We start from the raw sequence: 24,843 nt of genomic DNA, 5'->3' as shown, positions 1-24,843 counted from the left end.
GATGACGACCACCCCCGGCTTCCGGCCCACGCACGTCGTCCCCGAACACGGGATGCCCGCCTGGGAGTCCCCGGACCCCGCCCGCCCCACCGTGCCGCTCGACGCGCTGCTGCCCGTGCAACTCCTCGAACGGCGCGGCGACTGGGCCCACACCCTGTGCTCCAACGGCTGGTCCGCCTGGGTCGACGGCCGCCACCTCATCTCCGTCTCCCAGGACCCGCCCGCCGCCGGCGCCCCGCAGGCCCGCACCGCCGACCCACGCCCGCTCCTCGCCCGCGCCGAACAGGCCCTCGCCCGCTACCGCGCCGCCGTGGAGGAACTCGCGAGCGGCGCTCTCGACGGCGCGTCCTTCGAGGCCCGCACCAAGGGCCTGCGCATCGGAGTGGTCGTCGACGGCGCCTCCGTCTGGCTCTACGACGCCGACCACGAACGCTGGGTCTACGGCGACGGCACCCGGCTCAGCACCTACGCCACCGACGACGGACCCCGCGCCGAACCGGCCGACCCCGGCCACGCCCCCACCCAGGTCGTGAGCCCCGATGGCCCGTGACGCGAGCCTCTTCTCCGGGCGCCCCTCCGAACTGATCGGCAAGCAGATCGCCGGTTACCGCATCGAGGACGAGATCGGCCGCGGCGGCATGGCGGTCGTCTACCGCGCCCACGACCTGCGCCTGGACCGCACGGTCGCCCTCAAACTGCTCGCTCCGGAACTCGCCCGCAACGACACCTTCCGCAAACGCTTCACCCACGAGTCCCGGGTCGCCGCCGCGATCGACCACCCGCACATCGTGCCGGTCTTCGAGGCGGGCGAGACGGACGGCGTCCTGTACATCGCCATGCGCTACGTCTCCGGCAGCGACCTGCGCCATCTCCTGGACCGGGCGGGCCCGTTGGGACTGTCGACGGCCGTGCGCATCATCGGCCAGGTCGCGTCCGCGCTGGATGCCGCGCACGAACACGGGCTGGTCCACCGGGACGTGAAGCCCGGCAACATCCTCGTGGCGCGCGGCACCGACGACGACCATCCCGAGCATGTGTACCTGACCGACTTCGGTCTGACGAAGAAGTCCCTTTCGCTGACCGGGTTCACGACGGTCGGGCAGTTCGTCGGGACTCTCGACTACGTGGCGCCCGAGCAGATCTCCGGGCGGCCTGTCGACGGGCGCTGTGACGTGTACGGGCTCGCCTGTGTCGCGTACGAGAGCCTTGCGGGGCGTCCGCCGTTCCGGCGGGACGACGACATGGCGTTGCTGTGGGCGCACCAGTACGACATGCCTCCGGCGGTCACCGAGTCCCGGCCTGATCTGCCTGGGCATGTCGACGCCGTGTTCGCGAAGGCGTTGGCGAAGAGTCCGGACGATCGGTACGAGTCGTGTCTGGCGTTTGTGACGGAGTTGCGGGGTGAGGTTGCCGGGCATGCGGCTACCGAGGTGGCAGTGGTTGCGCCGCCGGCGTGGGCTGTGCCGGTGTTCAGAGGCGGTAACTGACCTAAGTCGTCTGCGGGTTCGTTGTGGCTGGGCGCGCAGTTCCCGGCGCCCCTGGAGGGACGCTGCGCGTCCCATTCAGTGGCACTCGCCGTGCCGACACCTTGCGATGCGAGATCCGCCAGCCGACCCCCGTGCGCACCACAGTGTCCTCGTACGTCACCGAACCGCACGAGCCGTCCGTCCGGATTCCCAGGCCCTTCGAGCGGGCCTGGACCCGTTCCTCCGTCGCTTCCTCGATCACCACGTTCGTGACGTGATGTGCGACGGGGTTCCCGGCTCCCAACGCCAAGGACGCGCCCACGAGTTCGGCAAGGCCGGTTACCGTGCCCTGGCCGAAGTCCGTGAGGTCGTACTCGACATCCTCGGTGAACACCGCGTCCAGACGGTCCAGTTCGCCCTCGTCGACCAGGTGGCCGTGCAGTGCGATCAACTCCGTTATGGCCAGGCGGTCTTCGAGAGTCAGCGCCATGTCTGCCCTTTCCTCGGCTGGGCGCACACTCTCATGCCGGGCGCTGCGACTGCTCGGGGATTTCGATCTCGCCGTGGCGGCGTACCGGCTTCGCCAAGAGCGCCCCCAGGAAGCCCGCGACGAAGCCCCAGAGCAACGCCAGCCCCACCGCCGACCACAACTCGGGCTTCAGGAACAGGTCGCCGGAGAGTCCGCCGCCCACGTCGCCGATGCCGAGGAGGGAGAGGCCGTAGTGGGCGGAGATACGGCCGACCAGGCAGATCATCAGGACCGCGAGGGCGAAGGCGACCGCCAGGTGGACGGCGTGCTGCCAGGCGCGGGTGTGGGCCGGGGAGCGGGCGGCCATCAGGAACGCGGCGGACAGGAGCAGGACCGCGTTCACCACCAGGAGCCACCACACCCTGCCGTCGAACGCGGCGAGGGAGTGCAGGTTGAGGGTGGAGATGTCCGGGGTGCGCAGGACCTCGTCCAGCAGGTGGGGCATGGGCAGGCCGAAGGGGCCGTCGACCCGGCCGTTCCAGGTGGCGCCCAGGCCGATCGTGAGGGCGAGCCAGACGAGGTTCGGCATGCCGAGCAGGATCAGGGCGAAGGTCTGGGTGACGTTCCCGCGTGTCGCCGCGGTGAGCAGGGCGACGACGACGCCGAGCGCGACGTAGGCCAGGAGCAGGGCCACCACGGCGTACGCGGCCGGGCGGACGGAGGCGTGGAAGCGCAGCAGCGCGGCCGGGAGCGGTGCGCCCGGCGACACCAGGAGGGCCAGCACCAGTACCCCGGCCAGCCACAGCAGGCCGAACAGCACCGTCTGCGGCACGTCCGCCTCGAAGCCGACCTCGGGCGAGGCGCCGATCAGGTCGCCGATGTCGCCGAGCGTCCCGCTGCCGAGGGAGATCGAGAACTTCTGGCGCGCGCCGAGGGCCAGTCCGATCAGGCCGAGCAGCCACAGGACGCCGATACGGGCGGCCCAGCCGGCCAGCTCCGCGGCCGAGGCGACCGCGCGGTGCCGCAGGGGCCGTAGGAACGCGGCAGCGGTTGTCAGGGCGCCGGCCAGGGTCACCGAGAGGGGGATGACCGTCAGGCCCGCCTTTGTGTCGGCCAGTGCGCCCGCGTTGCCGGAGAGCTTCACGGTGCCGCCGACGGCCGTCACCACGGTCGCCGTGACGACCCGGGGGAACGCGCCGTCCGGGAGGCCCGTCGCGCCCGCCGCCCACAGGCCCAGCGCGGCGACCACGCCCATGGTGAGCAGCCCGGCCAGTACCGCGCTCAGGGCCTGTACCCAGCCGTGGCGGGCTACTGCCTGGTCAGAGGGGGTTCGGGGGGTCACGCCTGCCACGCTAAGCAGCGCCGGGGGAGCGCGCCCGCCGGGAGGGCCGTCCGCGTCGGCTTGCGGGCGGACGGGGACCGGAGCACACAATGGGTTCGTTGTGGATAAAGCGGCGTGAATCATTACGAATGCCGCTGACAACCGCGTCGGGAAGAAGAACTCGTGAGCGTCGAACCTCCGTCTTCAGGCCGCCCCACCGGACCGCCCTCCGGCCCGCTGTCGGGACCCTCCCAGCCGCCTTCGGGCCCGCCCTCGCAGCCCTCGGGCAGCGGTGGTGCGGGCGCGCCGGAGCCGCACCGCCCCTGGTGGAAGTCGGTGCCACGCGTCGCGATCCTCACCGCGGTCGTGGTGGCCGCCGTGGTGCTGGGCCTCGTCTTCACCCGCTCCGACGGCGGCTCGACCAAGACCGCGAGCAAGGGCGAGGTCTTTCTGCAGGCCGCGGCCAAGACCGGTCCCGACCCGTTCACGGAGTCCACGGCGAGCGAGAGTTCCGCCCCGCCCGTCTCCGCCTCGCCCACCGCGTCGGAACCGGCGAACGCCGTGCGCGGTGTCGACGGCGGCGCCCCCGGCCTCTACGGCGGCACCCAGAACGTCGCCAGCTGTGACGTGGAGAAGCAGATCAAGGCGCTCCAGGCGAACCCGGCGAAGAACAGGGCGTTCGCGTCCGTCGTCGGCGTCCAGCCCGCCGGAGTCCCCGCCTATCTGCGCTCCCTCACCCCCGTACAGCTGCGCATGGACACCCGCGTCACCAACCACGGCTACCGCGACGGCGTCGCCACCAGCTATCAGGCCGTCCTCCAGGCCGGTACCGCCGTCCTCGTCGACAGCCACGGAGTGCCCCGCGTCCGCTGCGCCTGCGGCAACCCGCTGTCGCCGCCCGTCGCCCAGCAGACCACCCCGAAGCCGACCGGCGACACCTGGTCGTCGTACCGGCCGCAGAACGTCGTGGTGGTCACGCCCGCACCGCAGGTCATCAACATCTTCGTGATCTACGACCCCCACAACGGGCACTGGTTCGGCCGCCACCACGGCGACACGGGCCGGCACGACCACCGGACCCCGCCGCCGCTGAATCCGGCCAGCCCCTCGGTGACCGTGTCCCCGCCGACCTCGCCGTCCTCCAACTCCCCGTCGGCCTGCGCCTCCACGGCCCCCGGCACTCCAGGCATTCCGGGCACGCCCGGTGCGTCCACGAGCCCGTGCCCGCCGACGTCGAGCTCCCCGTCGTCGCCGTCCGCTCCGTCCTCGTCGTCCCCGAGTTCGGAATCGCCGTCCTCCGAGCCGCCGTCGACCGAGTCGTCGGCAGCCTCGTCGGCCTCGTCCTCCGCGCCCGAATCGATCGCCTCCAGTGCGACGACGACGTCCGCGTCGGCTTCGGTGTCGAGCTTCAGCGCGCCGGTTTCCCCGGTGACGAGTTCACCGTCACTCTTCTAGGGGGACTGCCCGGCGTGGGGCTGGGTACGAGCACTGGTGCGACAGCAACAGCCGGCGCCCGCCTTCGAGAGAGACACGCATGATCGACCACCGGGACGGGGTAGTGATACCGACTCGTTTCGACGTGCCCGTGGAACCGCTGAGGCGGGCGGCGCACTACACCGGGGAACCGGGCTGCATCTCCGATGCCCGGCACTTCACGCACCAGTTCCTTGAGCAGCTCAGAACCGAGTGGTGCGCCACGATCGATGACCGGTCCGAAGGTGAACTGCTGCTGGTGGTGAGCGAGTTGGTCACCAACGCGGACCGGCACAGCAACGGCCCGTACATCCTGGAACTGGAGGGCACGGACGCGTCGGTGACGGTCTCCGTCTGCGACAGCAGCGTCGCCCTGCCCCGGCTCTTCGCCCGCGACCCCGAGCGGATCGGCCGGCACGGTCTGGAGATCGTGAACGCCCTGGCCGCCCGCGTGACGGTCGAACGGGTACCGGTCGGCAAGCAGGTCAGGGCCGTGGTGGAGCTGAGCGGTTAGGTCCCGGTGCGGGTGGCCGTGATCAACTCGTGGAAGTACCGCTTGGTGACCCGGCCGCCGTGCCGTGTCTCCAGCAGCTCCCGGAGGCAGGCCAGGAGGCCCTGGCGCGAGGGCTCGTCCAATGCGAGATGGCCCGAGTACGTGAGCACGACGTCGAGGTACTCGTCGGTCGTGTACGTGATCTCCTGCGCACCGCGCCACACAGTGACGTCGTCGAAGTGCTCGGAGCGCTCGAACTCGCCGGTGTCCGTGGCAGTTTCGTCCTCGGCGGGACTTCGGAAGCCGGGCGGGGTGGCCGGGTCCCAGCGTTCGTAGCAGCGCTGCATCCGGTCGAAGAACTCCTGGGTGCCGCCCGCCACATGGTGCGTGGTGATGACCGCGAGCCGTCCGCCGGGGCGCAGGGCGGACGCCGCCTTCGCCAGGAACATCGCGGGATCGAACCAGTGGAACGCCGTCGCGATCGCCACCAGGTCGAAGAGTTCGTCAGGCAGTTCCCACCGCTCGAAGTCCGCCACGTCCACGTCGGCCCGGGGGAAGGCGCTCAGGTTGCGCCGGGCCACCGCCGCCAGGGACGGCCCCAGCTCCACGGCGGTGAGCCGGCAGCCGAACTCGGCCAGTGGGACGGTGAGTTGACCGGTCCCGGGGGCGATCTCCAGCACCCGGCTGTCCGGGCCGAGGTCCGTCACTCGGGCCAGTTCCTCCACCAGAGGGCGCGGATACCGGGGGCGGGCCCGGTCGTACCGCTCGGCCGCAGTGTCGAACGTGTCGCGCAGCACCGTTCCCGCACCCTTCGGATCGGCGATTCCACCCAGGGCAGAATGCTGATCCCTTGCCCTCGCGTCCAACCCTTTTAGTCTGAGGGGGTGAGCAACCAAGCGCCGAACCAAGCCCGCGTGATCCCCCTGCGCCCGCACGAGCCGGCCCCTCACCTGCCGGAGCCCACGGTTCCCGCGCCCAAGGAACCCCTGTGGCGCGACCTGGTCGGTGACGTCCTACGACGTGAACGCCTCGCTCAGGAACGCACGTTGAAGGATGTGGCCGACGCCGCCCGTATCTCCATGCCGTATCTCTCGGAGGTGGAGCGGGGCCGCAAGGAGGCCTCCTCGGAGGTCCTCGCAGCCGCCGCCCACGCCCTCGGTCTCGACCTCGGCGACCTGCTGTCGCTGACCCGGAACGAGTTCACCCAGTACCGCAACAGGCGTCAGGGCAGGATGAGTTCGCCGTACAACGGGCAGCTGTCCCTGGTCGCCGCCTGACGGTGTCGCTCAGGCCCTGACGAGGCGCCGGCTGACCACCTCGTCGGCGAGGCCGTACGCCACGGCCTCCGGCGCGGTGAACACCTTGTCGCGGTCCATGTCGGCGCGCAGGGTCGCGATGTCGTGGTGCGTGTGCCGCGACAGCACCTCCTCGACCTGGGAGCGGATCCGCACCATCTCCTTGGCCTGGAGCGCGAGATCGGAGACCATGCCGCGCTGCCCGCCGCTCGCCGGCTGGCCCAGCAGCACGCGCGCGTGCTCCAGGACGAACCGCCGTCCCGGGTCGCCGCCCGCGAGGAGTACGGCCGCCGTCGAAGCCGCCTGACCGACGCAGAACGTCGAGATCGGGGCCTGTACGTACGTCATGGTGTCGTAGATCGCCATGAGTGAAGTGAACGAGCCGCCGGGGGAGTTGATGTAGATCGCGATCTCGCTCTCCGGGGACGCCGACTCCAGATGGAGGAGTTGCGCGATGACGACGTTGGCGACCCCGTCGTCGATCTCGGTGCCGAGGAAGATGATCCGCTCGGACAGCAACCGGCTGAACACGTCGTAGGACCGCTCGCCCTGCGGGGTGCGCTCGACGACGTTCGGAATCGTGTACGTACCCATGTCAGAGCCCCATCCGTCGCTTCGAGGCGGCCGGGCGCACGTCGGCCAGTGAGGCGACGACCTGGTCCACCATGCCGTACTCCTTGGCCTGTTCGGCCGTGAACCAGCGGTCGCGGTCGCCGTCGCGGGAGATGGTCTCCTCGCTCTGGCCGGTGTGCTGGGCGGTGAGGCGTTCGATGGTCTTCTTCGTGTGATCCAGGTTCTCCGCCTGGATCTCGATGTCGGCCGTGGTGCCGCCGATGCCCGCCGAGGGCTGGTGCATCATGACCCGCGCGTGGGGGAGGGCGTACCGCTTGCCGGGCGCGCCGACGGTCAGCAGGAACTGGCCCATGCTCGCCGCGAAACCCATCGCCAGCGTCGAGACGTCGTTCGGGATCAGCTGCATCGTGTCGTAGATCGCGAGGCCCGCCGTCACCGAGCCGCCGGGGCTGTTGACGTACAGGCTGATGTCCGTGCGCGGGTCCTCGGCCGACAGGAGCAGGAGCTGGGCGCAGACCCGGTTCGCGGAGACCTCGTCGACCTGGGTGCCGAGGAGGACGATCCGCTGGGCGAGGAGCTGCGCGGCCAGGTGGTCGTCGAAGCGGGAGGGCGGGGTGTCGCCCTCCTCGGCGCGGGGCATGAGGGCCGGCGCGAAGCCGGCCGTGAGTGAAGACATCGGCACTCCTTGTCGAGGCTCTGTGGTGTCTCCACTGTCGACCGGCAAGCGCCCGAACTGCGGGTTTCTAGGCCCGTAGCAGATTCGCCGTGGGCAGAGGGGTCACTCTGAGCCCTTCTCACGCAGCTGCCGGAAGAAGGCCCGTACGTCCTCGGCCAGCAGGTCCGGTTCCTCCATGGCGGCGAAGTGACCGCCCCGGTCGAGCTTCGTCCAGCGGACGATGTTCTCGGTCCGTTCCGCCTTGTGGCGCAGCGGGATCTGGATCTCGGCGGGGAAGACGGCGAGCGCGGTGGGGGTGGTGGACGGGAGGGCGGGCGCGGCGGCCCGAGCACCGGTGGCGTGGGCCCGCTCGTAGTAGATCCGGGCGGCCGAACCGGCGGTCCCCGTCAGCCAGTACAGCATCACGTCGGTCAGCAGCCGGTCCCGGTCCACGGCCTCCTCCGGCAGTTCCTCCGAGTCGGTCCACTCCCTGAACTTCTCGACGATCCAGGCGAGTTGACCGACCGGCGAGTCCGTGAGGCCGTAGGCCAGTGTCTGCGGGCGGGTGGCGTGGAGGACGGCGTATCCGGTGCCTTCGTGCGACCAGGCGGTCCAGCGGCGCCAGGACTCCAGGGTGTCCGCCCGCTCCTCCGGGGCGAGCGCGTCCAGTTCCTCGGGGGTGGGCTCGGTGAGGGCCTGGGCGCCCGGCAACAGGTTGAGATGGACGCCGATGACCCGGTCGGGGTGGGCGCGGCCCAGCTCGCGGGAGATTGCCGCGCCCCAGTCGCCGCCCTGCGCGCCGAACCGCTCGTAGCCGAGGCGGTGCATCAGCTCGGCCCAGGCGTCGGCGATGCGGCCCGCCTCCCAGCCGGTGTCCGCGGGCGGCCCGGACAGGCCGAAGCCAGGAATGCTCGGCACGACCACGTGGAAGGCGTCGGCCGGGTCGCCGCCGTGGGCCGCCGGATCGGTCAACAGGCCCACGATGTCGACGAATTCGACGATCGAGCCCGGCCAGCCGTGGGTGATGATCAACGGGGTGGCGTCCGGTTCCGGGGAGCGGATGTGCGCGAAGTGGACGTTCGACCCGTCGATGGTGGTCGTGAACTGCGGCCACGCGTTCAGCTCGGCCTCGGCCGCCCGCCAGTCGTAGTCGTGCCGCCAGTACCGCACCAGCTCCCGCAGATAGTCCGCCGGCACGCCGTCCGCCCAGCCCGTGCCGGGCAGCTCGTCGGGCCAGCGGACGCGGTCGAGCCGGGCGTGCAGATCGTCGAGGTCGGCCTGCGGGATGTCGATGCGGAACGGGTGGACGCTGTCTGCCTGCGGATACGTCATGGAGAGCGAGCCTAGTTCCGGGCGGCGGATGGGCCACCTGGATTATCCGGCCCCCCGACCGATGAGTTTCAGGGGGACGATCGGTCGATACAGATGTCCGTGTTCGACGCCCCAGGAGCCCATGGAGGAACGCATGACCACCGACGGATTCACCACGTGTCTCTGGTTCGACGGCCAGGCCGAGGAAGCCGCCCACCTGTACGTGTCGATCTTCAAGAACTCCAGCATCGGCCGTATCAGCCACTACGGCGAGGGCGCCCCGCAGCCGGCGGGCTCGGTGCTCACCGTCGAGTTCACGGCCTTCGGCCAGAAGTTCGTCGCGCTGAACGGCGGCCCGATGTTCAAGTTCACCGAGGCGGTCTCCTTCCAGATCCCGTGCGAGAACCAGGAGGACATCGACTACTACTGGGCCAAGCTGCTCGAAGGCGGCGGCGAGCCCGGCCCCTGTGGCTGGCTCAAGGACAAGTTCGGCCTGTCCTGGCAGGTCGTCCCCACCCGGCTGATCGAGATGATCACCGACCCGGACCCCGCGAAGGTCGCCCGGGCGACGGAGTCCTTCATGGCGATGGGCAAGTTCGACCTCGCCGCGCTGGAGAAGGCCTTCGCGGGGGAGTGAGCCGGTTATGTCGGTCGCGCCAGCGTCGCCACCTCGGCGGCGCTCAGCGCCCTGCCGTAGACCCGGAAGTCGTCGACCGCGCCCTTCAGGTACGGATCGGCGTACTGCGACCGGCCGACGTATCCGGCCCGGACGTGGTTGCCGAAGCGGCGCGGCTCCACGGTGACGGCCGCGTTCCGGCCCGCTTCCGCGCCGTCCACGTACAGGACGGCGGTCCCGTCGCCGTAGGCCACCGCCACGTGCACCCAGCGGTCGGTCGGCAGTGGCTCGGCGTCGATGCGCTGCTCGGCGCCCGCCCCGCCCGCGGTGATCGCGTATCGCAGGGTGCCGTCGCCGCTGAGCGGGGTCAGGAACATGTTGGCGGTGACGCCGGTGCCGAGGTCGAAGATCCGGCTCCAGGTGCCGGGGCGACCGTCCAGCCGGACCCACGTGGCGAGCGAGTACGCCGACGCACCCGCCAACAGGTCCTCGGCGAGGGCGACATGACCGTCGACTCCGTCCAGGGCAACCGCGCCACCGACCAGGCCGTCCGCCAACCACGTTGCTCCACCGATCAGTTGGGCCGTACGGCCGTTGCCCGTCGCGTCGGCCGCCGTCGTGCCCGAGGTCTCGTCGAAGCGGTGCCAGGCGGCGAACTCCGGGGGAGCGGGCGGGGGTTCACCGGTCAGCCAGTACACCGAGTAGTGCTGGTGGTGGACGCGGGCGATCGGCAGCAGAGTCACGTCCGTGTCGTCCGCGCGGGCGGTGAAGCGCAGCGGGTCCGACGACAACTGCCGTACGGAGTCGACGTCCAGGCGTGACAGCCAGGGATCGGCTCGGTCGCCGAACGCCCCGGCCAGCACCACCGGACCGTGCAGCACGGCCTGCACATCGGGGTCGTCGGGGGTCGGCTCGACGACCGTACGCATCGGCAGGGACACCTCGACGCGGTCGCCCGCGCGCCAGGTCCGCTCCAGGGTGAGCCAGGTGCCCGGCTTCGGACGGTCGGGCAGCGCACGGCCGTTGAGGGCGGCGCGGGCGCCGGAGGCCCAGGACGGGACGCGGACGCGCAGCCGGTGCGCGGCCCGGCCCGCGATGACCGTCAGGGCGGTGGTGGAGCGGTCGGGGAAGCCGGTGGTCTGCCGCCAGGTGATCCCCCGCTCGCGCCAGACCACTTGCGAGGGGATGAACAGGTTGACCAGCAGGGCGTGTTCGTCGTGCGTGTAGATCGTGTCGGCGAACTTGGCCTGGGTCTCCATGCCGGTGCCGTGGTCGCAGGAGAAGTTGTCGTAGTCCGTGGAGTACACGCCCGGATCCGCGCCCATGAACGACGGCTGGCGCTTTGCCGATCCCGGCGCCAGACCGGTGTAGTAGATGTTGAAGCCGTGCTCGGAGTCCGGGTCCTGCTCGCCCAACAGCTGGTTGAACAGGGCCCGTTCGTAGAAGTCGAGCAAGCCGACGCGGTCCGGGGTGTGGAAGTGCAGCAGCCGGGTCAGCTTCAGCATGTTGTAGCTGTTGCAGTTCTCGCAGGTGTTGTCCGACAACTGCCCTGCCACCACGTCCGGTTCGTGGAACGCCTCGCCGTTGCTGTTGCCGCCGATGACGTACGAGTGGTGGCCGGTGACGATCTCCCAGAAGTTGGCGCCGATCGTGCGGTACCGCTCGGGCAGCCCCTCCTCCCACAGTCGCAGCGCGCCGACCATCTTCGGGATCTGCGTGTTGGCGTGCAGCCCGGCGAGCCGGTCCTCGCCCTCCGCCAGCGGGTCGAACACCCGGGCGTGCGTGAAGCGTTCGGCGACATCGAGCCAGGCGGTGTTCCCGGTGAGGGCGTGCAGATCGGCGAGCACGTCGTTCATCCCGCCGAACTCCGTCTCCAGCACCCGCTGCATCCGCTCGTACGACAGTCCCGCTGTCCGCGCGTCGACCCAGCGCGCCTGCCGGAGCACCACGTCGAGAGCCTGCTCGTTCCCGGTCAGCCGGTACTGCTCGACCAGTCCCGCCATGATCTTGTGGATCGTGTAGTACGGCGCCCACACCCCGGTCCCGGCCTCCAGCCGGTCGAAGAAGCTCTCCGGGAACGCCGACAGATATCCGGTGCGGAAACCCGCGGCGGGCGAGGCCGCCTGACACTTCGCCAGCTCGGCGACCAGGGTCCGGCCCTTGTCGCGCAGGACCGTGTCACCGGTGTTGGCGTACGCGAGCGCGAGTCCGGAGAGCAGATGGCCGGTGGAGTGGCCGCGCAGTTCCACGTCGGGCCCCTCCCAGCCGCCGCAGGGCCGCGCGCTGCTGGGCAGGCGGACGTTGGTCCGGAAGGTGTGCAGCAGCCGGTCGAGGTCGACGAAGCGCAGATAGGCCGAGTTGCGGCGCTGGTTGTCCCGGAACGGGCTGTCCAGCAGGGTCACGGCGGTGAGCGGGAAGGGGCGGACCGCGGTGGGTCCGTCGGCGGCGCGGTCCGTGGCGGCCTGCGCCGTGCCGTCCGTGCCGGTGAGGGTGAGGGCGGCCGAGGTGGCACCTGCGGCCGCGAGCAGCTGACGTCTGCCCAGGGGTGGGGTCATCACCAATGTCCTTCGCATGTCGAGGAGTTGGAGTCGGGGCGGCGGTGTCCCTCCACCGCTCCACTCCGGTTCGAGATCCCGAATGTCGTGCGACATGCTGTGCGCTGGACACGCTAGGCGTCCGCTGTGTGATGTCAACAGGGCGTGGAGGGACGGTAGTTGACGATGAGGCTGGGGGTCAGGTGTCGCTGTCCAGCAGCAGCGCGTGCAACTCGGCGGCCCGCCGGGCCAGTTGCTCCGCCTGCTCGGCCCTGGCGCGCGTGCGCGGCCGGGGGAGGGTGATGTCGAGGACCGTACGGATCCGGCCGGGGCGGGGCGTGAGCACCACCACCCGGTCGGCCAGCATGACCGCCTCGTCGACGGAGTGGGTGACGAGGACGATGGTGGACGGATGCTCGCGGTGCGTGCGCTGCAACTCGGCGCACAACTCGTCCCGGGTGAGCGCGTCGAGCGCGGAGAACGGCTCGTCCATCAGCAGCACCCGAGGGCGCTGCATCAGCGACCGGCACAGCGCCACCCGCTGCTGCATCCCGCCGGACAGCTCGTGCGGCAGCCGCCGCTGGAAGCCGTCGAGACCCATCGCCTCGATCAGTCCCAGCGCCCGTTTCCGCGAGGCGTCGCGCCGATCGCCCGAGATCTCCGCAGGCAGCAGCACATTGTCGAGCACGGACCGCCACGGCAGCAGCGCCGGCCGCTGGAAGAGGACGGCGCAGTCGTGGCGCGGCCCGGTGACGGCACGGCCGCCCATGAGGACCTCGCCCCGGGTCGGCGGCGCCAGCCCTGCGATGAGCCGCAGCAGCGTCGACTTCCCACAGCCGGAACGCCCGACGACCGCCACGAACTCGCCGTCACCGGCTTCCAGATCGATGCCCTGAAGCGCTTCGACACGGCCGCGCCGATGTGCGAACTCCTTGGACACACCCCGTAATTGGATCACGCGTCGACTCCCGTCGGCCGCCGTGCGCGGAATACCGAAAATCGCTCTGCTGGATTGTGACATGCACGCGTACGATTTGCCGGATCGCGACCCCGGCGACAAACCCCCCACCGACTTCTGCAGTTCCCCCCACCCATTCCCCTCAGGGAAGGTCGCATGATCCGCTCACACCGTACGGCGACGGTTTTGTGCGCGGCGGCCACACTGCTGGCCGCCGTAGCCTGTGGCTCCAACTCCCCTTCCAGGAGCACGAGTTCGGCCAAGGATCAGCTCACCTATGTCACCGCCTTCGGTGCGGCGGGACGGGACGCCTTCGCCTGGGTGGCCGAGCAGAAGGGCTATTTCCGGCAGGCCGGAATCGACGTGAAGATCGAACTCGGAAAGGCCGCCGGAGAGAACCTCAAGGCCCTCGCTTCCGGAAAGGCCCAGTTCACCAGTCTCGACCTGACGGGCGCGATGATTTCCGCCGGAGCCAAGAACTCCTCGGCCTATCGCGACTTCCGCGCCGTGCTCGCCATCCACCAGCGCACCCTCGTCTCCATCATGGCGATGCAGGGCTCGGGCATCAGCACCCCGAAGGACCTCACGGGCAAGAAGATCGCCGCCGCCGCCAACTCCGTGAACCAGCTGCTGTTCCCCGGCTACGCCAAGCTCGCCGGTATCGACACCGCCGGAATCCACTGGATCGCCGTCCAGCCCGTCCAGTTGGGCCCGGCCCTCGCGAGCGGAAAGGCCGACGCGCTCAGCACCTTCCTGATCGGCCGGCCCACCATCGAGAAGGCCACCGTGCAGGCCCGGTCGAAGCACGTCGTCGTGTTTCCCTACAGCACTTATCTGCCCGACCTGTTCGGTAACGCGACGGTCACCACGGCCACCATCGCCGCCAAGCAACCCGACCTGGTCAAGCGCTTCCGCACCGCCCTTCTCAAGGGGCTGAAATACACGATCCAACACCCGGACGAGGCGGGGAAGTTGCTGCACGCCAAGCACCCGGAGACGGACGCCGCGGCGGCGACCCAGGAGATCAAGCTCATGACACCGGCCGTGACGGCCGAGGGCGACGCGAACATCGGCGTGATCACCGAGGCGCGGATGCGAGGCGCCCTCACCAGCCTGGAGAAGGCCGGTGTCATTCAGCCGGGGATGACACCCCAGGACGTCGTCGACTTCGCCGCCATGAAGGCGAGTTGACGGCCATGGAGACCCCGCTCTCGTACGTCTTCGACAACGACCATCCCGAAGCCGCCGACCGGCACGGCCAACTCCCGGCGATCCTCGACGAGTTCACCATCGCGCGGCTGTCCTCCCTCGGCGATCTGACCGGCCTGCGCTGCCTGGAGACCGGCGCCGGGGGCGGCAGCATCGCCGCGTGGCTCGCCCGTGCGACGGGACCGACGGGACGGGTGCTGGCGACCGACGTCAACACCCGCCATCTGCCCGCGAGTCCGCCGTACGACGTGCTGGTGCACGACCTGGAGAGCGAACCGGTGCCGGACGGCCCCTGGGACGTGATCCACGCCCGGCTGGTGCTGCTGCATCTGCCCGGACGGGAGGCCGTGCTCCGGAGGCTCGCGGCGGCCCTCGCGCCCGGCGGCGCGCTGGTGCTGGAGGACTTCGAGACGACCTTCCGCAAGCTGGTGCTCGCGGCCCCCACCCCGCAGGCCGCCGAACTGGTCGATCTCTACCACGAGTTGCTGGTCGAACGCGTGCTGCCCGCCCACGGCAACGACCCCACCTGGGCCGGACGGGTACCCGCCGCCATGCTGGAAGCGGGCCTGACCGACGTGGACACCGTGATCCACTCCCGCTCCTGGCCGGGCGGTACCGCGGGCGCGCTGCTGATCGCCGCGAACATCGCGCAGGCACGCGAGGACTTCCTCGCGGCCGGCATGACGGAGGCCCAACTCGCCGAGCTGGACCGGCTGGTGGCCGACCCCCGGCTGCTGGTGCGCGGCCACTTCACCTACTCGACCATCGGCCGCAGGCCCCCGGTGTGAGAGGCGTACCGACGGCACTGGCCACCGGCGTGAGACGCGTCCTGTCGGCGGGACCGCCGGTCCTGGCGGCCGTGTGCGCGCTCGCCGGGTGGTGGCTGGTGACCGTCGTCTTCGACATCCGGCCGTTCCTGCTGCCCGCGCCGCCCGATGTCGTCGACGCCTTCGGCCGGCTGCCCGGCTATCTGCTGCGTCAGAGCTGGCAGACGTTCACCGAGACGGCCGTCGGCTTCGGCCTGGCCGTCGGCGCGGGACTCGTGACCGCCGTGCTGCTCACCGCGTCCCGGGGCGTGGAACGCGCGGTCATGCCGTTGCTGGTCGCCGTCAACGCCGTACCGAAGATCGCGGTGGCACCGCTCCTCGTGGTCTGGCTCGGCTTCGGCACGGCCCCGAAGGTGTTCATGGTGGCGCTGCTCGCCTGGTTCCCGGTCGTCGTGTCGACGATGGCAGGGCTGACGTCCGTCCCCCTGGAGCTGACCGAGCTGGCCCACTCCCTTACCGCGTCCCGCTGGCAGACCTACCGAAAACTCCGCATCCCCTGGGCCCTGCCCCAGGTCTTCGTCGGCCTGCGCCTCGGCGTGACCCTCGCCGTCGTGGGTGCGGTCGTCGGCGAGTTCGCGGGCGGCGACCAGGGCCTCGGCTACGTGATCGTGGCCTCCGGCGGCAACGCCGACACACCCCTCGCGTTCGCCGCGATGGCCCTGCTCAGCGCCATGAGCGTGCTCCTCTTCTACGCCGTCGTCCTCGCGGAGCGGGCACTGCTGCCCTGGGCCCGCGAGATCACCGGCTGAGCCGCCCCCTGCGCGACGCCTCCCGGTAACCAGTGCGTTTCGGACGTTAATTTCCGCGCCCAAAGGGTTGGCGGGAAACCATCCCCTCGTTATCGTTCACGCACTTCACTCAATCGTTCCGCTGAACGAATAGCTGAACGAATAGCGACAAGGACGGTCGGTACATGTCCGACATCCACCACCCGGGCCGCCGGTCGGTGCTCACCGCGGGCCTCGCCTCGGCGGCGGCACTCGGCGGGTCCTGGCTGCTGACCGGCTGTGCCGGGGCGGAGGCCGCCCCCGTCCTGCCGGCCGCCGCCGCGAAGGGCGCCCCCGACCGCGGCGGGACGCTGCGCATCGCCCGGCCGCCCGCCTCCGACGCCGAGACCCTCGATCCGGCCAGCTCACTCTCCGCGTACGAGTACCTGGGCGCGCTCTACAACCGGCTCGTCCGCATCGGCACGAACGGTGAGCTGGCCCCCGACCTCGCCGAGTCCTGGGAGCCCGACGCCAAGGCCCGCACCTGGACCTTCCGCCTCCGCAAGGACGTCGCCTTCCACAACGGCCGCGCCTTCACCTCCGCCGACGCCGCCTACACACTCCGCCACATCCTCGACAAGGCGACGGCCTCTCCGCAGGCCGCGGTCCTCGCCCCGCTCATCGACCCGGCGAAGCTGGGCACACCCGACGCCCACACCCTCGTCGTCCCGCTCAAGACCCCGAACGCCGAGTTCCCGAGCCTGCTGACGCACTACAACTGCTACGTCATCCCCGACGGCAGCGCGAAGTCCATCGGCCGCACCGGCATCGGCACCGGCCCCTTCAAGCTGGAGTCGTTCGCCCCGGCTGGCCCCGGCCGCGTCACCGCGTACACCGACCACTGGGCGGGCCGCCCGGTACTCGACACGATCGACTTCTACTCGGTCGCCGACATGTCGGCCCGCTCAAACGCCTTGCTGGCAGGCCAAGTCGACCTGCTCTCCCAGACCAACCTCGACTTCGCGACGGCCCGCGTGGTCGCCGCCTCGGACCGGGCCACCATCGCCCGCGTGAAGAACGCCCAGTGGTACGTCCTCCCGATGCTCACCACCGAGAAGCCCTTCACCGACGTCCGCGTCCGCCAGGCGATGAAGCTCGCCTACGACCCCGAGCACGTCGTGCAGGTCGCCCTCCAGGGCGCGGGCACGGCCGGCTGGGACAACCCGGTGCCGCCCAGTGACCCGGCCTACATCTCCGCGCACCCCAAGCACGACCCGGAGAAGGCGAAGTACCTGCTCAAGCAGGCGGGCCACGAGGGCCTGGCGATGGACCTCTACACCTCCTCCTACGACCCGCTGTTCACGCCGATGGCACTCGCCTACCAGGACTCCGCGAAGCGGGCCGGCATCCGTATCAAGGTCAAGACGGCCTCGGCGGACTCCTACTACACGCAGATCTGGATGAAGAAGCCGCTGATGGCGACCTACTGGTTCACGGGCCGTCCCGTCGACCAGCTCTTCACCCAGATCTTCCGCAGCGGCTCCTCGTACAACGAGACCGCCTGGTCCGACAAGGGCTTCGACGCGGTCCTCGACCGGGCCCGCGCCGAGCTGGACGAGACCAAGCGGCGCGAACTGTACGGCGAGGCACAGACGTTGGTGATCGAGAGGGGCGGGGCGATGACCCCGATGTTCGCCGACCGGCTCGTCGGCATCTCCCGCAAGGTGCGCGGATACGCCGAGCACGGCTTCGAGTTCGACTACCTGGGCATCGGCCTGAAGGGAGCCTGACCATGCTCTCCTTCATAACCCGCCGCATAGCAGCCGCAGTTGGCACCCTCTTCCTGTCCTCCGTCCTCGTCTTCCTCGCCGTCCAGGCCCTGCCGGGCGACGTCGCGACGCAGATCCTCGGCAAGGACGCGACCCCGGACGCGGTGGCCGCCCTGCGCACCAAGCTCAAGCTCGATCAGCCCGCCTGGGAGCGGTACTTCGACTGGGTGGGAGGCGCGCTCCACGGCGACTTCGGCACATCTCTTGTCTCCGGCAAGGCGGTCGGCGGCGAAGTGTCCATGTACCTCGGCAACTCGGCCCTGATCGCCCTCGTCACGGTCCTCTTCGCGGTCACCGGCTCGATCGTCCTCGGCATCCTCGCGGGCCTGTACCGCGACCGCTGGCCCGACCACCTCATCTCCACGGTCAGCCTCGTCGGCATGAGCGTCCCCGAGTTCGTCGTCGCCACCGTCCTCGTCCTGTGCTTCTCGGTCGCCCTCCCGTGGTTCCCGGCGGTCGTCCTCTACGGCCCGGACGCCACGGTCGGCCAACTCCTGCCCGCCGTATGGCTTCCCGCCCTCGCTCTCGCCGTGGTGATGGCCGCGTACATCGTCCGCATGGCCCGCACCTCCGTCATCGACGTGATGGCCACCGAGTACGTCACCACCGCCCGCCTCAAGGGCCTCTCCACCTGGCGGGTCGTCACCCGGCACGCCCTGCCGAGCGCCCTGCTGCCCACCCTGCACGTCATCGCGCTCAACGTGGCGTGGCTGGTGGGCGGGGTCGCGGTGGTCGAGAACGTCTTCAACTACCCCGGCATCGGCAAGCTGATGCTCTCCTCCGTGCAGAACCGCGACCTGCCCACCATCCAGGCCATCGCCCTGATCAGCGCGGTCGTCTACGTCGTCTGCAACCTCGCCGCCGACCTGGCCACCATGGCCCTCAACCCCAGGCTCCGCACCCGAGGGAGGACCCGATGACCACGCTCGCCACCGCCCCGCCGACCACCGTCCGCGGCGCCCGCACCGTCCGCGCCTGGCGCACCCTGACCAGCTCCCGCACGGCGCTCATCGGCCTCGCGATCGTCGCCGTACACGTCGTGATCGCCCTGCTGGCCCCGCTGCTCACCTCCTACGACCCGATCGCGAACGACGCCAACCACGCCTTGCTCGGCTCCAGTTGGAGCCACTGGGCCGGCACCGACCAGTACGGCCGCGACGTCCTCGCCCGCGTCCTCTACGGCGGCCGGTACGCCCTCGGCGTCTCCCTCGCCGCCACCCTCCTCACCGTCGCCCTGGGCACGGTCATCGGCTGCGCGGCGGCACTGCGCGGCGGCTGGTTCGACGACGTACTGGGCCGGATCCTGGACGCGGTCCTCTCCGTACCGTCGATCCTCGCCCTGCTCGTCGTGGTGACCGCCCTCGGCACCGGCCCTGCGGTCATCGTCCTCGCCGTCGCGATCACCTACGTCCCGCAGGTCGTCCGCGTCGTACGCGGCGCCGCCCTCGCGGTCGTCCCCGCCGACTACGTGACCGCGGCCCGCGCCCGAGGCGAGAGCACCTGGTCGATCCTGCGCCGGGAGATCCTGCCGAACATCACGGACGTGGTGTGCGTGGAGTTCGCGATGCGGGCCTCCTGGGTCGTGCTGCTGATCTCCTCGCTGTCCTTCCTCGGCTTCGGCGCCGACCCGCCGACTCCCGACTGGGGACTGATGGTCGCCGAGAACCGCACCGCCATCACCGTCGTCCCGATGGCGAGCATCGCGCCCATCATCGCCCTGGCCACCCTCGTGGTCGGACTCAACCTCGCGGCCGACGGCCTGTCCAAGGCGTGGGGCGTCGACCGGATCAGGGAGGGCTCCTGATGACCCCGATCGTTTCCGTCCACTCCCTGTCCGTGGCCTACCGTTCGGGCGGCCGGGACGTGCCCGTCGTGCACGAGGTGTCGCTGGACGTCTCCGAGGGCCGGACACACGCGCTCGTCGGGGAATCCGGCAGCGGCAAGTCGACCGTCGCCGCGACCCTCCTCGGGCATCTGCGCCACGGCTCCCGGATCACCGGAGGATCGGTCCAGGTGTCCGGCTCCGACGTATTCGCCCTGCCCGCACGGGACTTGCGGCGGCTGCGCGGCGGCACGGTCGCCATGGTCGGGCAGAACGCCGGCCACGCCCTCACCCCCTCCATGCGCATCGGACGCCAGATCGCGGAGGCCGGCGGCGAGGTCCCCGTCGTGGAACTCCTCGAACAGGTCCGGTTGCCCAACCCCGCCGACCTGGCCCGCCGTTACCCGCACGAACTCTCCGGCGGCCAGCAGCAGCGCGTCGCCATCGCCATGGCCATCGCGGCCCGCCCCAAGGTCCTGGTCCTCGACGAACCGACGACCGGCCTGGACGTCGTCACCCAGCGCAGCGTCCTCGATCTGATCGCGGCTCTGAGCGACGAACTCGGCCTGGCCGCCGTGCTGGTGAGCCACGACCTCGGGGTCGTCGCCCACATGGCCGACGAGGTGACCGTCCTGCGGTCGGGCCGGGTGGTCGAATCGGCGCCCACCAGGCAGCTCTTCACCCAGCCACAAGACCCTTACACCCGCCGCCTGTTGGCGAGCGTTCCGCGCCTCGACGACGCCGGTCTCGCGGTCGTCGGCGAGGCAGGGGAGCGGGAGGTCAGGCCCAAGGCCGTGGTGCCCGCCGACGCTCCCGTTGCCGTCTCCGCGCAGGACGTGACCATCGACTACGGCAGTACGCGCGCAGTGCACGGCGTCTCCTTCGACGTCCGGCGCGGCGAAGTCCTCGCCCTCGTCGGGGAGTCGGGCAGCGGCAAGTCCACCCTCGCGTGGACCCTGGCCGGACTGCGCACCCCGTCCGGCGGCACCATGCGGCACGAGGACGGCGACCTGGCCCGTCCGGCGCAGCAACGGCCGCTGTCCCTGCGGCGCCGGGTGCAGCTCGTCTTCCAGAACGCGGACACCTCGCTCAACCCGCGCCGCTCCGTGGGCGACGCGGTCCGCCACCCCCTGCGCTTCTTCGGCACGGCGACCGACCGCACGGAGGTGGCCGAGCGGGCCCGACAGCTCATCGCCGACGTACGGCTCGACCCGGCCCTCGCCGATCGCCTGCCCGCGCAGCTCTCCGGCGGTCAGCGTCAACGCATCGGCATCGCACGGGCGTTGGCGGGCGAGCCGGACGTCCTGATCGCCGACGAGATCACCACCGCCCTGGATGTGTCGGTGCAGGCGGACGTACTCCGCCTCCTCGACGACCTCCGTCGCGAGCGCGACCTCGCCTGCCTGTTCATCAGCCACGACCTGGCCGTCGTACGAGGGATCGCGGACCGGGTCGTGGTCCTGCGCCACGGAGTCGTCGTGGAGGAGGGCCCGACGGATGCCGTGTTCGCCGACCCCCGGCACCCCTACACCCGCCAGCTCATGGCCGCCGCCCTCGAACCCGACCCCGACGCACAGCCCTACGTCGACGACACCGCCGACTGGGCCGACGCGGCGGACGGCGACGACATCTGGACCGACCAAGGCGACGACGGCCACCGTGTCCGACGCTGGCGACCCCTCAACGCCCCTGTGGCAGAAGGAGCTTTGTGAAGTACCGCAAGCAGTTCGACCGCCAGGTCGTCCGTGAGGACGTCTGGATCCCCACCCGGGACGGAAGGACCCGGCTGCACGCCCGCGTCTGGCGGCCAGATGACGCAGAGTCGGACCCGGTGCCCGCGCTGCTCGAATACCTGCCGTACCGCAAGAGCGACTGGACCGCGCCCCGGGATGCGCAGCGCCACCCCTGGTACGCCGGGCACGGCTATGCCTCCGTGCGCGTCGACATCCGAGGGCACGGCGACAGTGAGGGCCTGCCCGGCGACGAGTACGACGCGCAGGAACTCGCGGACGGTGTGGATGTCGTCAACTGGCTTGCCGCGCAGCCCTGGTGCACCGGCAAGGTCGGTATGTTCGGGATCTCCTGGGGCGGCTTCAACTCCCTCCAGATCGCCGCGCTCGCCCCCGAACCGCTCAAGGCGATCGTCACCGTCTGCTCGACCGACGACCGCTACGACAACGACGTCCACTACACGGGCGGCGCGGTCCTCGGCATCGACATGCTCGCCTGGGCCGGCACCATGCTCGCCTTCGCGGCCCGCCCGCCGGACCCGGCGAGCGTCGGCGCGGACCGCTGGCTGCCGATGTGGCGCGAACGCCTCGACGCCCTCGAACCCTTTCTGCACGCCTGGCTCGACCACCAACAGCGCGACGACTACTGGAAGCACGGCAGCGTCTGCGAGGACTACACCGCGATCGACGCGGCCGTCCTCGCGGTCGGCGGCTGGAACGACCCGTATCGGGACACCGTCCTGCGGCTCGTCGAGCACTTGCCCGGCGACCGCGTCCGGGGGATCGTCGGCCCCTGGTCGCACCAGTACCCCGACCGGGGACTGCCGCCGGGCCCCGCGATCGGCTTCCTCCAGGAGACGCTGCGTTGGTGGGACCAGCACCTCAAGGGCATCGACACGGGGGTGATGGGGGAGCCCCTGCTCCGGGCCTGGATCACGGACCCGGTTCCGCCGGCGACGTCGTACGACGTACTGCCCGGCCGTTGGGTGGGTGATGTCAACTGGCCCAGCCCGAAGGTCGGTTGGGACTCAAGGCCGCTCGGCGCAGGCACTGAGCCCGTCCTCGTACGGTCCCCGCAGCACACCGGTCTCGACGCCGGGCGCTTCTTCCCCTTCGGGAACGCGAGCGATCTGCCGCCGGACCAGCGTGAGGAGGACGGCCGTTCGGTCTGCTTCGACTCCGAGCCGCTCACCGAACGCGTCGAGATCCTCGGCCGGCCGCGCGTCCGGCTCCGTCTCGACAGCGCCACCCCGCGCGCTCATGTCGTCGCCCGGCTGTGCGATGTCGCCCCGGACGGCTCGTCCACGCTCGTCACCCGTGGCGTGCTCAACCTGCTGAGCAGGCACGGCCGGGACCGGGCCGTCGAGTGGACACCGGGGACGTACGAGGACGTCGAGTTCGAGCTGACCGGCATCGGGTACGCGATCCCGCCCGGCCACCGGATCCGCCTCGCCGTCTCCGAGACCTACTGGCCGTGGGTGTGGCCGCACGGCGAGCGCGGCGAGCTGCGGGTCGTCCCGGCCGAGAGCGTCGTACAACTGCCCGTGCGCGAAAGGGGATCGGAGCCGCCGATCCGCTTCGAGGAGCCCGAGCAGGCGGTCCCGCTCGACGTGACGTACGACCGGCCCGCCGAGCCGACCCCCGAGCGGCTGGTCACGCACGATGTCGCCAAGGGGGAGTGGACGCTGGAGGTCGACCCCAACTACGGAGGCTCGCGGACATATCCGGACGGGCTGCGCTACGAAGAGAGCGCGCGGGAGACGTACCGCATCCGGAGCGACGACCCGCTGTCGGCGCACGCCGTGTCGGAGTGGCGGATCCGGTTGCGGCGCGGGGACGACTACGACGCTGAGATCATGGCGTGGACGGAGCTGCGCGCCACGGCCGCGGACTTCGTCATGGACAGTCGCGTCGAAGCACGGGCGAACGGAGAGACAGTGGCCAAGCGCGCATGGCACCGCACCACCCCGAGGACGTCGGGATGACGGCCGCCAAGCCCTCGCAGGCCGCCAAGGCACCGCGCCGTGCCGTCGCCGCCGCCGACCGCACCCGGCAGCCCACCGAGGTGCGGCGCCGGTTGATCGTCGAGGCGGCCGTCCCGCTGATAGCGGAACGCGGCTACGCCTCGGTCGGTGTGCGGGACGTGGCCGCTGCCGCCGGGGTCTCCGTCGGTACCGTCACGTACCACTTCGGGAGTGTGCAGGAGATCCTCTCCGAGGCGATGGTGCTGCACATCGAGCGCTACTACGCCGAGTTGCACGAGGCCGCCGAGCAGGCGACCAGCGGGGCGGAGGCGCTGCGGCTGCTGGTCGACGCGCTGTTCACCGAGGACACCGACCGGCACTGGCGGATGTGGTTCGACTACTGGAACGCGGGCGAACAGGGCACTGACGAGGCCTTCAGCAGCGGTCAGGCCCGGCGCTACGAGAGCTGGCACCAGCAGATCCGCGCGCTGGCCGAACGGGGCGTCGCCGACGGCGAGTTCCGCTCCGACGACCTCGACGGCTTCACGGTCCGCTTCGCCGCCCTCGCCGACGGCCTCGCCCTGCAACGGCTGCGCCAGGCACCGCCGTTGAGCACCGAGGACGCCCGTCGTCACCTCAACCGGCTGATCGAGACCGAGCTCGGGAGCCGATCACGCGGGTGATCTCCCGGGCCATGCGCAGGATGCCGGGGGAGCGGACCGGACACGGCCTGGGCGTCGAGGTCGTCGGTGCCAGGCAGAAGTGCAGGTAGTCGTCGTCCCGGTGCAGGGTCGTACGGCCGTTGCCGGGCTGGGTGCAGTAGTCGGGGTGGGCGCGCTCGTAGGCGGTGCACGGGAGGTACTGGGTCCAGGTGTAGCGGGCGCCGGCGGGGCTCACGGCCTTGCCGGCGTCGGCGACGATGTCGCCCGTGGACCTGGCCGATGTCCCGTAGAGCGCGTTCACCGCCCGGACGCGCTCGGGGGTGATCGGGTCCGGCCCCTGCAACACCCAGACGACGGTGGGCCGTTGGGCACCTCCGGCGGTCGCGATCTGCGCGGTGAGCTTCCTGATGTCGGAGGCGTACCGCCGCAGATACGTCTGCCGGTCGGCGTCGTAGGTGATCCCGTCCATGCAGGGCGTGTAGCCCCACGCGTTGCCCCAGAACTGCAGGACCACGAAGTCCGGCTGCAGCGCGCGCACCAGCGCCGCCGCCTTGTCGCCGTCCGGCACCAGGGAACGCGCCCCGGTGCCCTCCAGGTAGTCGCACAGTGTGGTCCCCGAGTACGGGGCACTCGTGTACGTCGCGTCGAGCGTGCCGCGGAGTTCCTGCCCGAGCACCCGCTGGCTCTCCATCGCGAGGGAGTCTCCGAGATACAGCACACGGGGCGCCGACTTCACCGGGGCGACGGGGACTTGTCGGTGTGTGGCGGTCGGCACCGAAGGCGTCGGTGGGGTGACCGCGGGTCCGGACGCCGGGTCCGTGCACGCGCCGAGCAGCACTCCGGCCAGCAGCACACCCACGATCCACGGCTTCCGCATACGGCGACTCCCGCCCCGGGCACCGGAAAACGGCTCCCCAGGCAAGCACAGG

At 70.8% G+C, this 24,843-nt stretch carries 24 protein-coding genes; 15 read left to right on the top strand and 9 right to left on the bottom strand.

What is annotated here, in order from left to right:
• Position 1: 1 nt before the first annotated feature.
• A complete protein-coding gene (locus ACIBJH_RS24675; protein ID WP_399119005.1) occupies positions 2 to 550 on the top strand; it encodes a hypothetical protein in 549 nt (182 codons plus the stop codon).
• Positions 540 to 1,487: a serine/threonine-protein kinase gene (locus ACIBJH_RS24670; protein ID WP_399119003.1), complete on the top strand. Its 948-nt coding sequence runs from the start codon at positions 540 to 542 to the stop codon at positions 1,485 to 1,487. The genes ACIBJH_RS24675 and ACIBJH_RS24670 overlap by 11 nt, the downstream gene beginning before the upstream one ends.
• Before the next feature lies 1 nt (position 1,488).
• Here the strand turns inward: ACIBJH_RS24670 and ACIBJH_RS24665 are convergent, their stop codons facing one another.
• A complete protein-coding gene (locus ACIBJH_RS24665) occupies positions 1,489 to 1,956 on the bottom strand; it encodes a nuclear transport factor 2 family protein (protein ID WP_399119002.1) in 468 nt (155 codons plus the stop codon).
• A 31-nt stretch (positions 1,957 to 1,987) separates the two neighbouring features.
• On the bottom strand, positions 1,988 to 3,277 hold the full coding sequence (locus tag ACIBJH_RS24660; protein ID WP_399119001.1) for a streptophobe family protein: 1,290 nt from the start codon (positions 3,275 to 3,277) through the stop codon (positions 1,988 to 1,990).
• Between the two features lie 162 nt (positions 3,278 to 3,439).
• Between ACIBJH_RS24660 and ACIBJH_RS24655 the strand changes: the two genes are divergently transcribed.
• The gene (locus tag ACIBJH_RS24655; RefSeq protein WP_399119000.1) at positions 3,440 to 4,711 is read left to right on the top strand and encodes a DUF6777 domain-containing protein; all 1,272 of its coding nucleotides are present in this window, start codon (positions 3,440 to 3,442) and stop codon (positions 4,709 to 4,711) included.
• A 79-nt stretch (positions 4,712 to 4,790) separates the two neighbouring features.
• Positions 4,791 to 5,243 carry an ATP-binding protein gene (locus tag ACIBJH_RS24650; RefSeq protein ID WP_019069155.1) on the top strand — a complete coding sequence of 151 codons (453 nt, stop codon included), beginning with the start codon at positions 4,791 to 4,793 and terminating at the stop codon, positions 5,241 to 5,243.
• On the opposite strand, the gene ACIBJH_RS24645 is transcribed toward ACIBJH_RS24650, so the two are convergent.
• Positions 5,240 to 6,019 carry a class I SAM-dependent methyltransferase gene (locus ACIBJH_RS24645; protein ID WP_399118999.1) on the bottom strand — a complete coding sequence of 260 codons (780 nt, stop codon included), beginning with the start codon at positions 6,017 to 6,019 and terminating at the stop codon, positions 5,240 to 5,242. The genes ACIBJH_RS24650 and ACIBJH_RS24645 overlap by 4 nt on opposite strands.
• A gap of 87 nt (positions 6,020 to 6,106) precedes the next feature.
• On the opposite strand from ACIBJH_RS24645, the gene ACIBJH_RS24640 reads away from it, so the two are divergent.
• The gene (locus tag ACIBJH_RS24640; protein ID WP_399118998.1) at positions 6,107 to 6,499 is read left to right on the top strand and encodes a helix-turn-helix domain-containing protein; all 393 of its coding nucleotides are present in this window, start codon (positions 6,107 to 6,109) and stop codon (positions 6,497 to 6,499) included.
• 9 nt (positions 6,500 to 6,508) lie between these two features.
• Here ACIBJH_RS24640 and ACIBJH_RS24635 read toward each other — a convergent pair whose 3' ends face one another.
• From ACIBJH_RS24635 to ACIBJH_RS24625, 3 genes are all read right to left on the bottom strand, one after another.
• Positions 6,509 to 7,111, bottom strand: coding sequence for a ClpP family protease (locus ACIBJH_RS24635; RefSeq protein ID WP_399118997.1), 603 nt, complete (start codon positions 7,109 to 7,111; stop codon positions 6,509 to 6,511).
• 1 nt (position 7,112) lies between these two features.
• On the bottom strand, positions 7,113 to 7,766 hold the full coding sequence (locus ACIBJH_RS24630) for a ClpP family protease (RefSeq protein WP_399118996.1): 654 nt from the start codon (positions 7,764 to 7,766) through the stop codon (positions 7,113 to 7,115).
• Positions 7,767 to 7,868: 102 nt separating this feature from the next.
• Positions 7,869 to 9,077, bottom strand: a complete 1,209-nt coding sequence (locus ACIBJH_RS24625) for an epoxide hydrolase family protein (protein WP_399118995.1) — start codon at positions 9,075 to 9,077, stop codon at positions 7,869 to 7,871.
• Positions 9,078 to 9,210: 133 nt separating this feature from the next.
• Between ACIBJH_RS24625 and ACIBJH_RS24620 the strand changes: the two genes are divergently transcribed.
• Positions 9,211 to 9,693 carry a VOC family protein gene (locus ACIBJH_RS24620; RefSeq protein ID WP_399118994.1) on the top strand — a complete coding sequence of 161 codons (483 nt, stop codon included), beginning with the start codon at positions 9,211 to 9,213 and terminating at the stop codon, positions 9,691 to 9,693.
• A gap of 5 nt (positions 9,694 to 9,698) precedes the next feature.
• Here the strand turns inward: ACIBJH_RS24620 and ACIBJH_RS24615 are convergent, their stop codons facing one another.
• Positions 9,699 to 12,227 (bottom strand): beta-L-arabinofuranosidase domain-containing protein, encoded by a 2,529-nt coding sequence (locus ACIBJH_RS24615; protein WP_399118993.1) that lies wholly within the window; start codon positions 12,225 to 12,227, stop codon positions 9,699 to 9,701.
• Between the two features lie 178 nt (positions 12,228 to 12,405).
• Complete coding sequence (locus ACIBJH_RS24610) at positions 12,406 to 13,164, bottom strand: ABC transporter ATP-binding protein (RefSeq protein ID WP_399118992.1); 759 nt, start codon at positions 13,162 to 13,164, stop codon at positions 12,406 to 12,408.
• A gap of 156 nt (positions 13,165 to 13,320) precedes the next feature.
• Between ACIBJH_RS24610 and ACIBJH_RS24605 the strand changes: the two genes are divergently transcribed.
• The 9 genes from ACIBJH_RS24605 (at position 13,321) to ACIBJH_RS24565 (ending at position 23,935) form a co-directional block, all read left to right on the top strand.
• Complete coding sequence (locus tag ACIBJH_RS24605) at positions 13,321 to 14,355, top strand: ABC transporter substrate-binding protein (protein ID WP_399118991.1); 1,035 nt, start codon at positions 13,321 to 13,323, stop codon at positions 14,353 to 14,355.
• Positions 14,356 to 14,360: 5 nt separating this feature from the next.
• Positions 14,361 to 15,161 (top strand): class I SAM-dependent methyltransferase, encoded by an 801-nt coding sequence (locus tag ACIBJH_RS24600; RefSeq protein ID WP_399118990.1) that lies wholly within the window; start codon positions 14,361 to 14,363, stop codon positions 15,159 to 15,161.
• Positions 15,158 to 15,949: an ABC transporter permease gene (locus ACIBJH_RS24595; RefSeq protein WP_399118989.1), complete on the top strand. Its 792-nt coding sequence runs from the start codon at positions 15,158 to 15,160 to the stop codon at positions 15,947 to 15,949. Before ACIBJH_RS24600 ends, ACIBJH_RS24595 begins: the two co-directional genes overlap by 4 nt.
• A 164-nt stretch (positions 15,950 to 16,113) precedes the next feature.
• Positions 16,114 to 17,697: an ABC transporter substrate-binding protein gene (locus ACIBJH_RS24590; RefSeq protein ID WP_399118988.1), complete on the top strand. Its 1,584-nt coding sequence runs from the start codon at positions 16,114 to 16,116 to the stop codon at positions 17,695 to 17,697.
• Positions 17,698 to 17,699: 2 nt separating this feature from the next.
• Positions 17,700 to 18,656: an ABC transporter permease gene (locus ACIBJH_RS24585; protein WP_399118987.1), complete on the top strand. Its 957-nt coding sequence runs from the start codon at positions 17,700 to 17,702 to the stop codon at positions 18,654 to 18,656.
• Positions 18,653 to 19,540, top strand: a complete 888-nt coding sequence (locus ACIBJH_RS24580) for an ABC transporter permease (protein ID WP_399118986.1) — start codon at positions 18,653 to 18,655, stop codon at positions 19,538 to 19,540. Before ACIBJH_RS24585 ends, ACIBJH_RS24580 begins: the two co-directional genes overlap by 4 nt.
• Positions 19,540 to 21,270, top strand: coding sequence for a dipeptide ABC transporter ATP-binding protein (locus tag ACIBJH_RS24575; protein ID WP_399118985.1), 1,731 nt, complete (start codon positions 19,540 to 19,542; stop codon positions 21,268 to 21,270). The genes ACIBJH_RS24580 and ACIBJH_RS24575 overlap by 1 nt, the downstream gene beginning before the upstream one ends.
• The gene (locus ACIBJH_RS24570; RefSeq protein WP_399118984.1) at positions 21,267 to 23,273 is read left to right on the top strand and encodes a CocE/NonD family hydrolase; all 2,007 of its coding nucleotides are present in this window, start codon (positions 21,267 to 21,269) and stop codon (positions 23,271 to 23,273) included. The genes ACIBJH_RS24575 and ACIBJH_RS24570 overlap by 4 nt, the downstream gene beginning before the upstream one ends.
• Positions 23,270 to 23,935 carry a TetR/AcrR family transcriptional regulator gene (locus ACIBJH_RS24565; RefSeq protein WP_399118983.1) on the top strand — a complete coding sequence of 222 codons (666 nt, stop codon included), beginning with the start codon at positions 23,270 to 23,272 and terminating at the stop codon, positions 23,933 to 23,935. Before ACIBJH_RS24570 ends, ACIBJH_RS24565 begins: the two co-directional genes overlap by 4 nt.
• On the opposite strand, the gene ACIBJH_RS24560 is transcribed toward ACIBJH_RS24565, so the two are convergent.
• Entirely contained in the window at positions 23,889 to 24,791 is a 903-nt protein-coding gene (locus ACIBJH_RS24560; protein ID WP_399118982.1) for an SGNH/GDSL hydrolase family protein, read from the bottom strand. The genes ACIBJH_RS24565 and ACIBJH_RS24560 overlap by 47 nt on opposite strands.
• Positions 24,792 to 24,843 lie beyond the last annotated feature (52 nt).

Source organism: Streptomyces sp. NPDC050548, from assembly GCF_044457385.1.
In the GTDB taxonomy this organism is placed as follows: domain Bacteria; phylum Actinomycetota; class Actinomycetes; order Streptomycetales; family Streptomycetaceae; genus Streptomyces.
The sequence above is the reverse complement of the archived record's forward strand: the minus strand, read 5'-3'. Positions and strand labels throughout refer to the sequence as shown.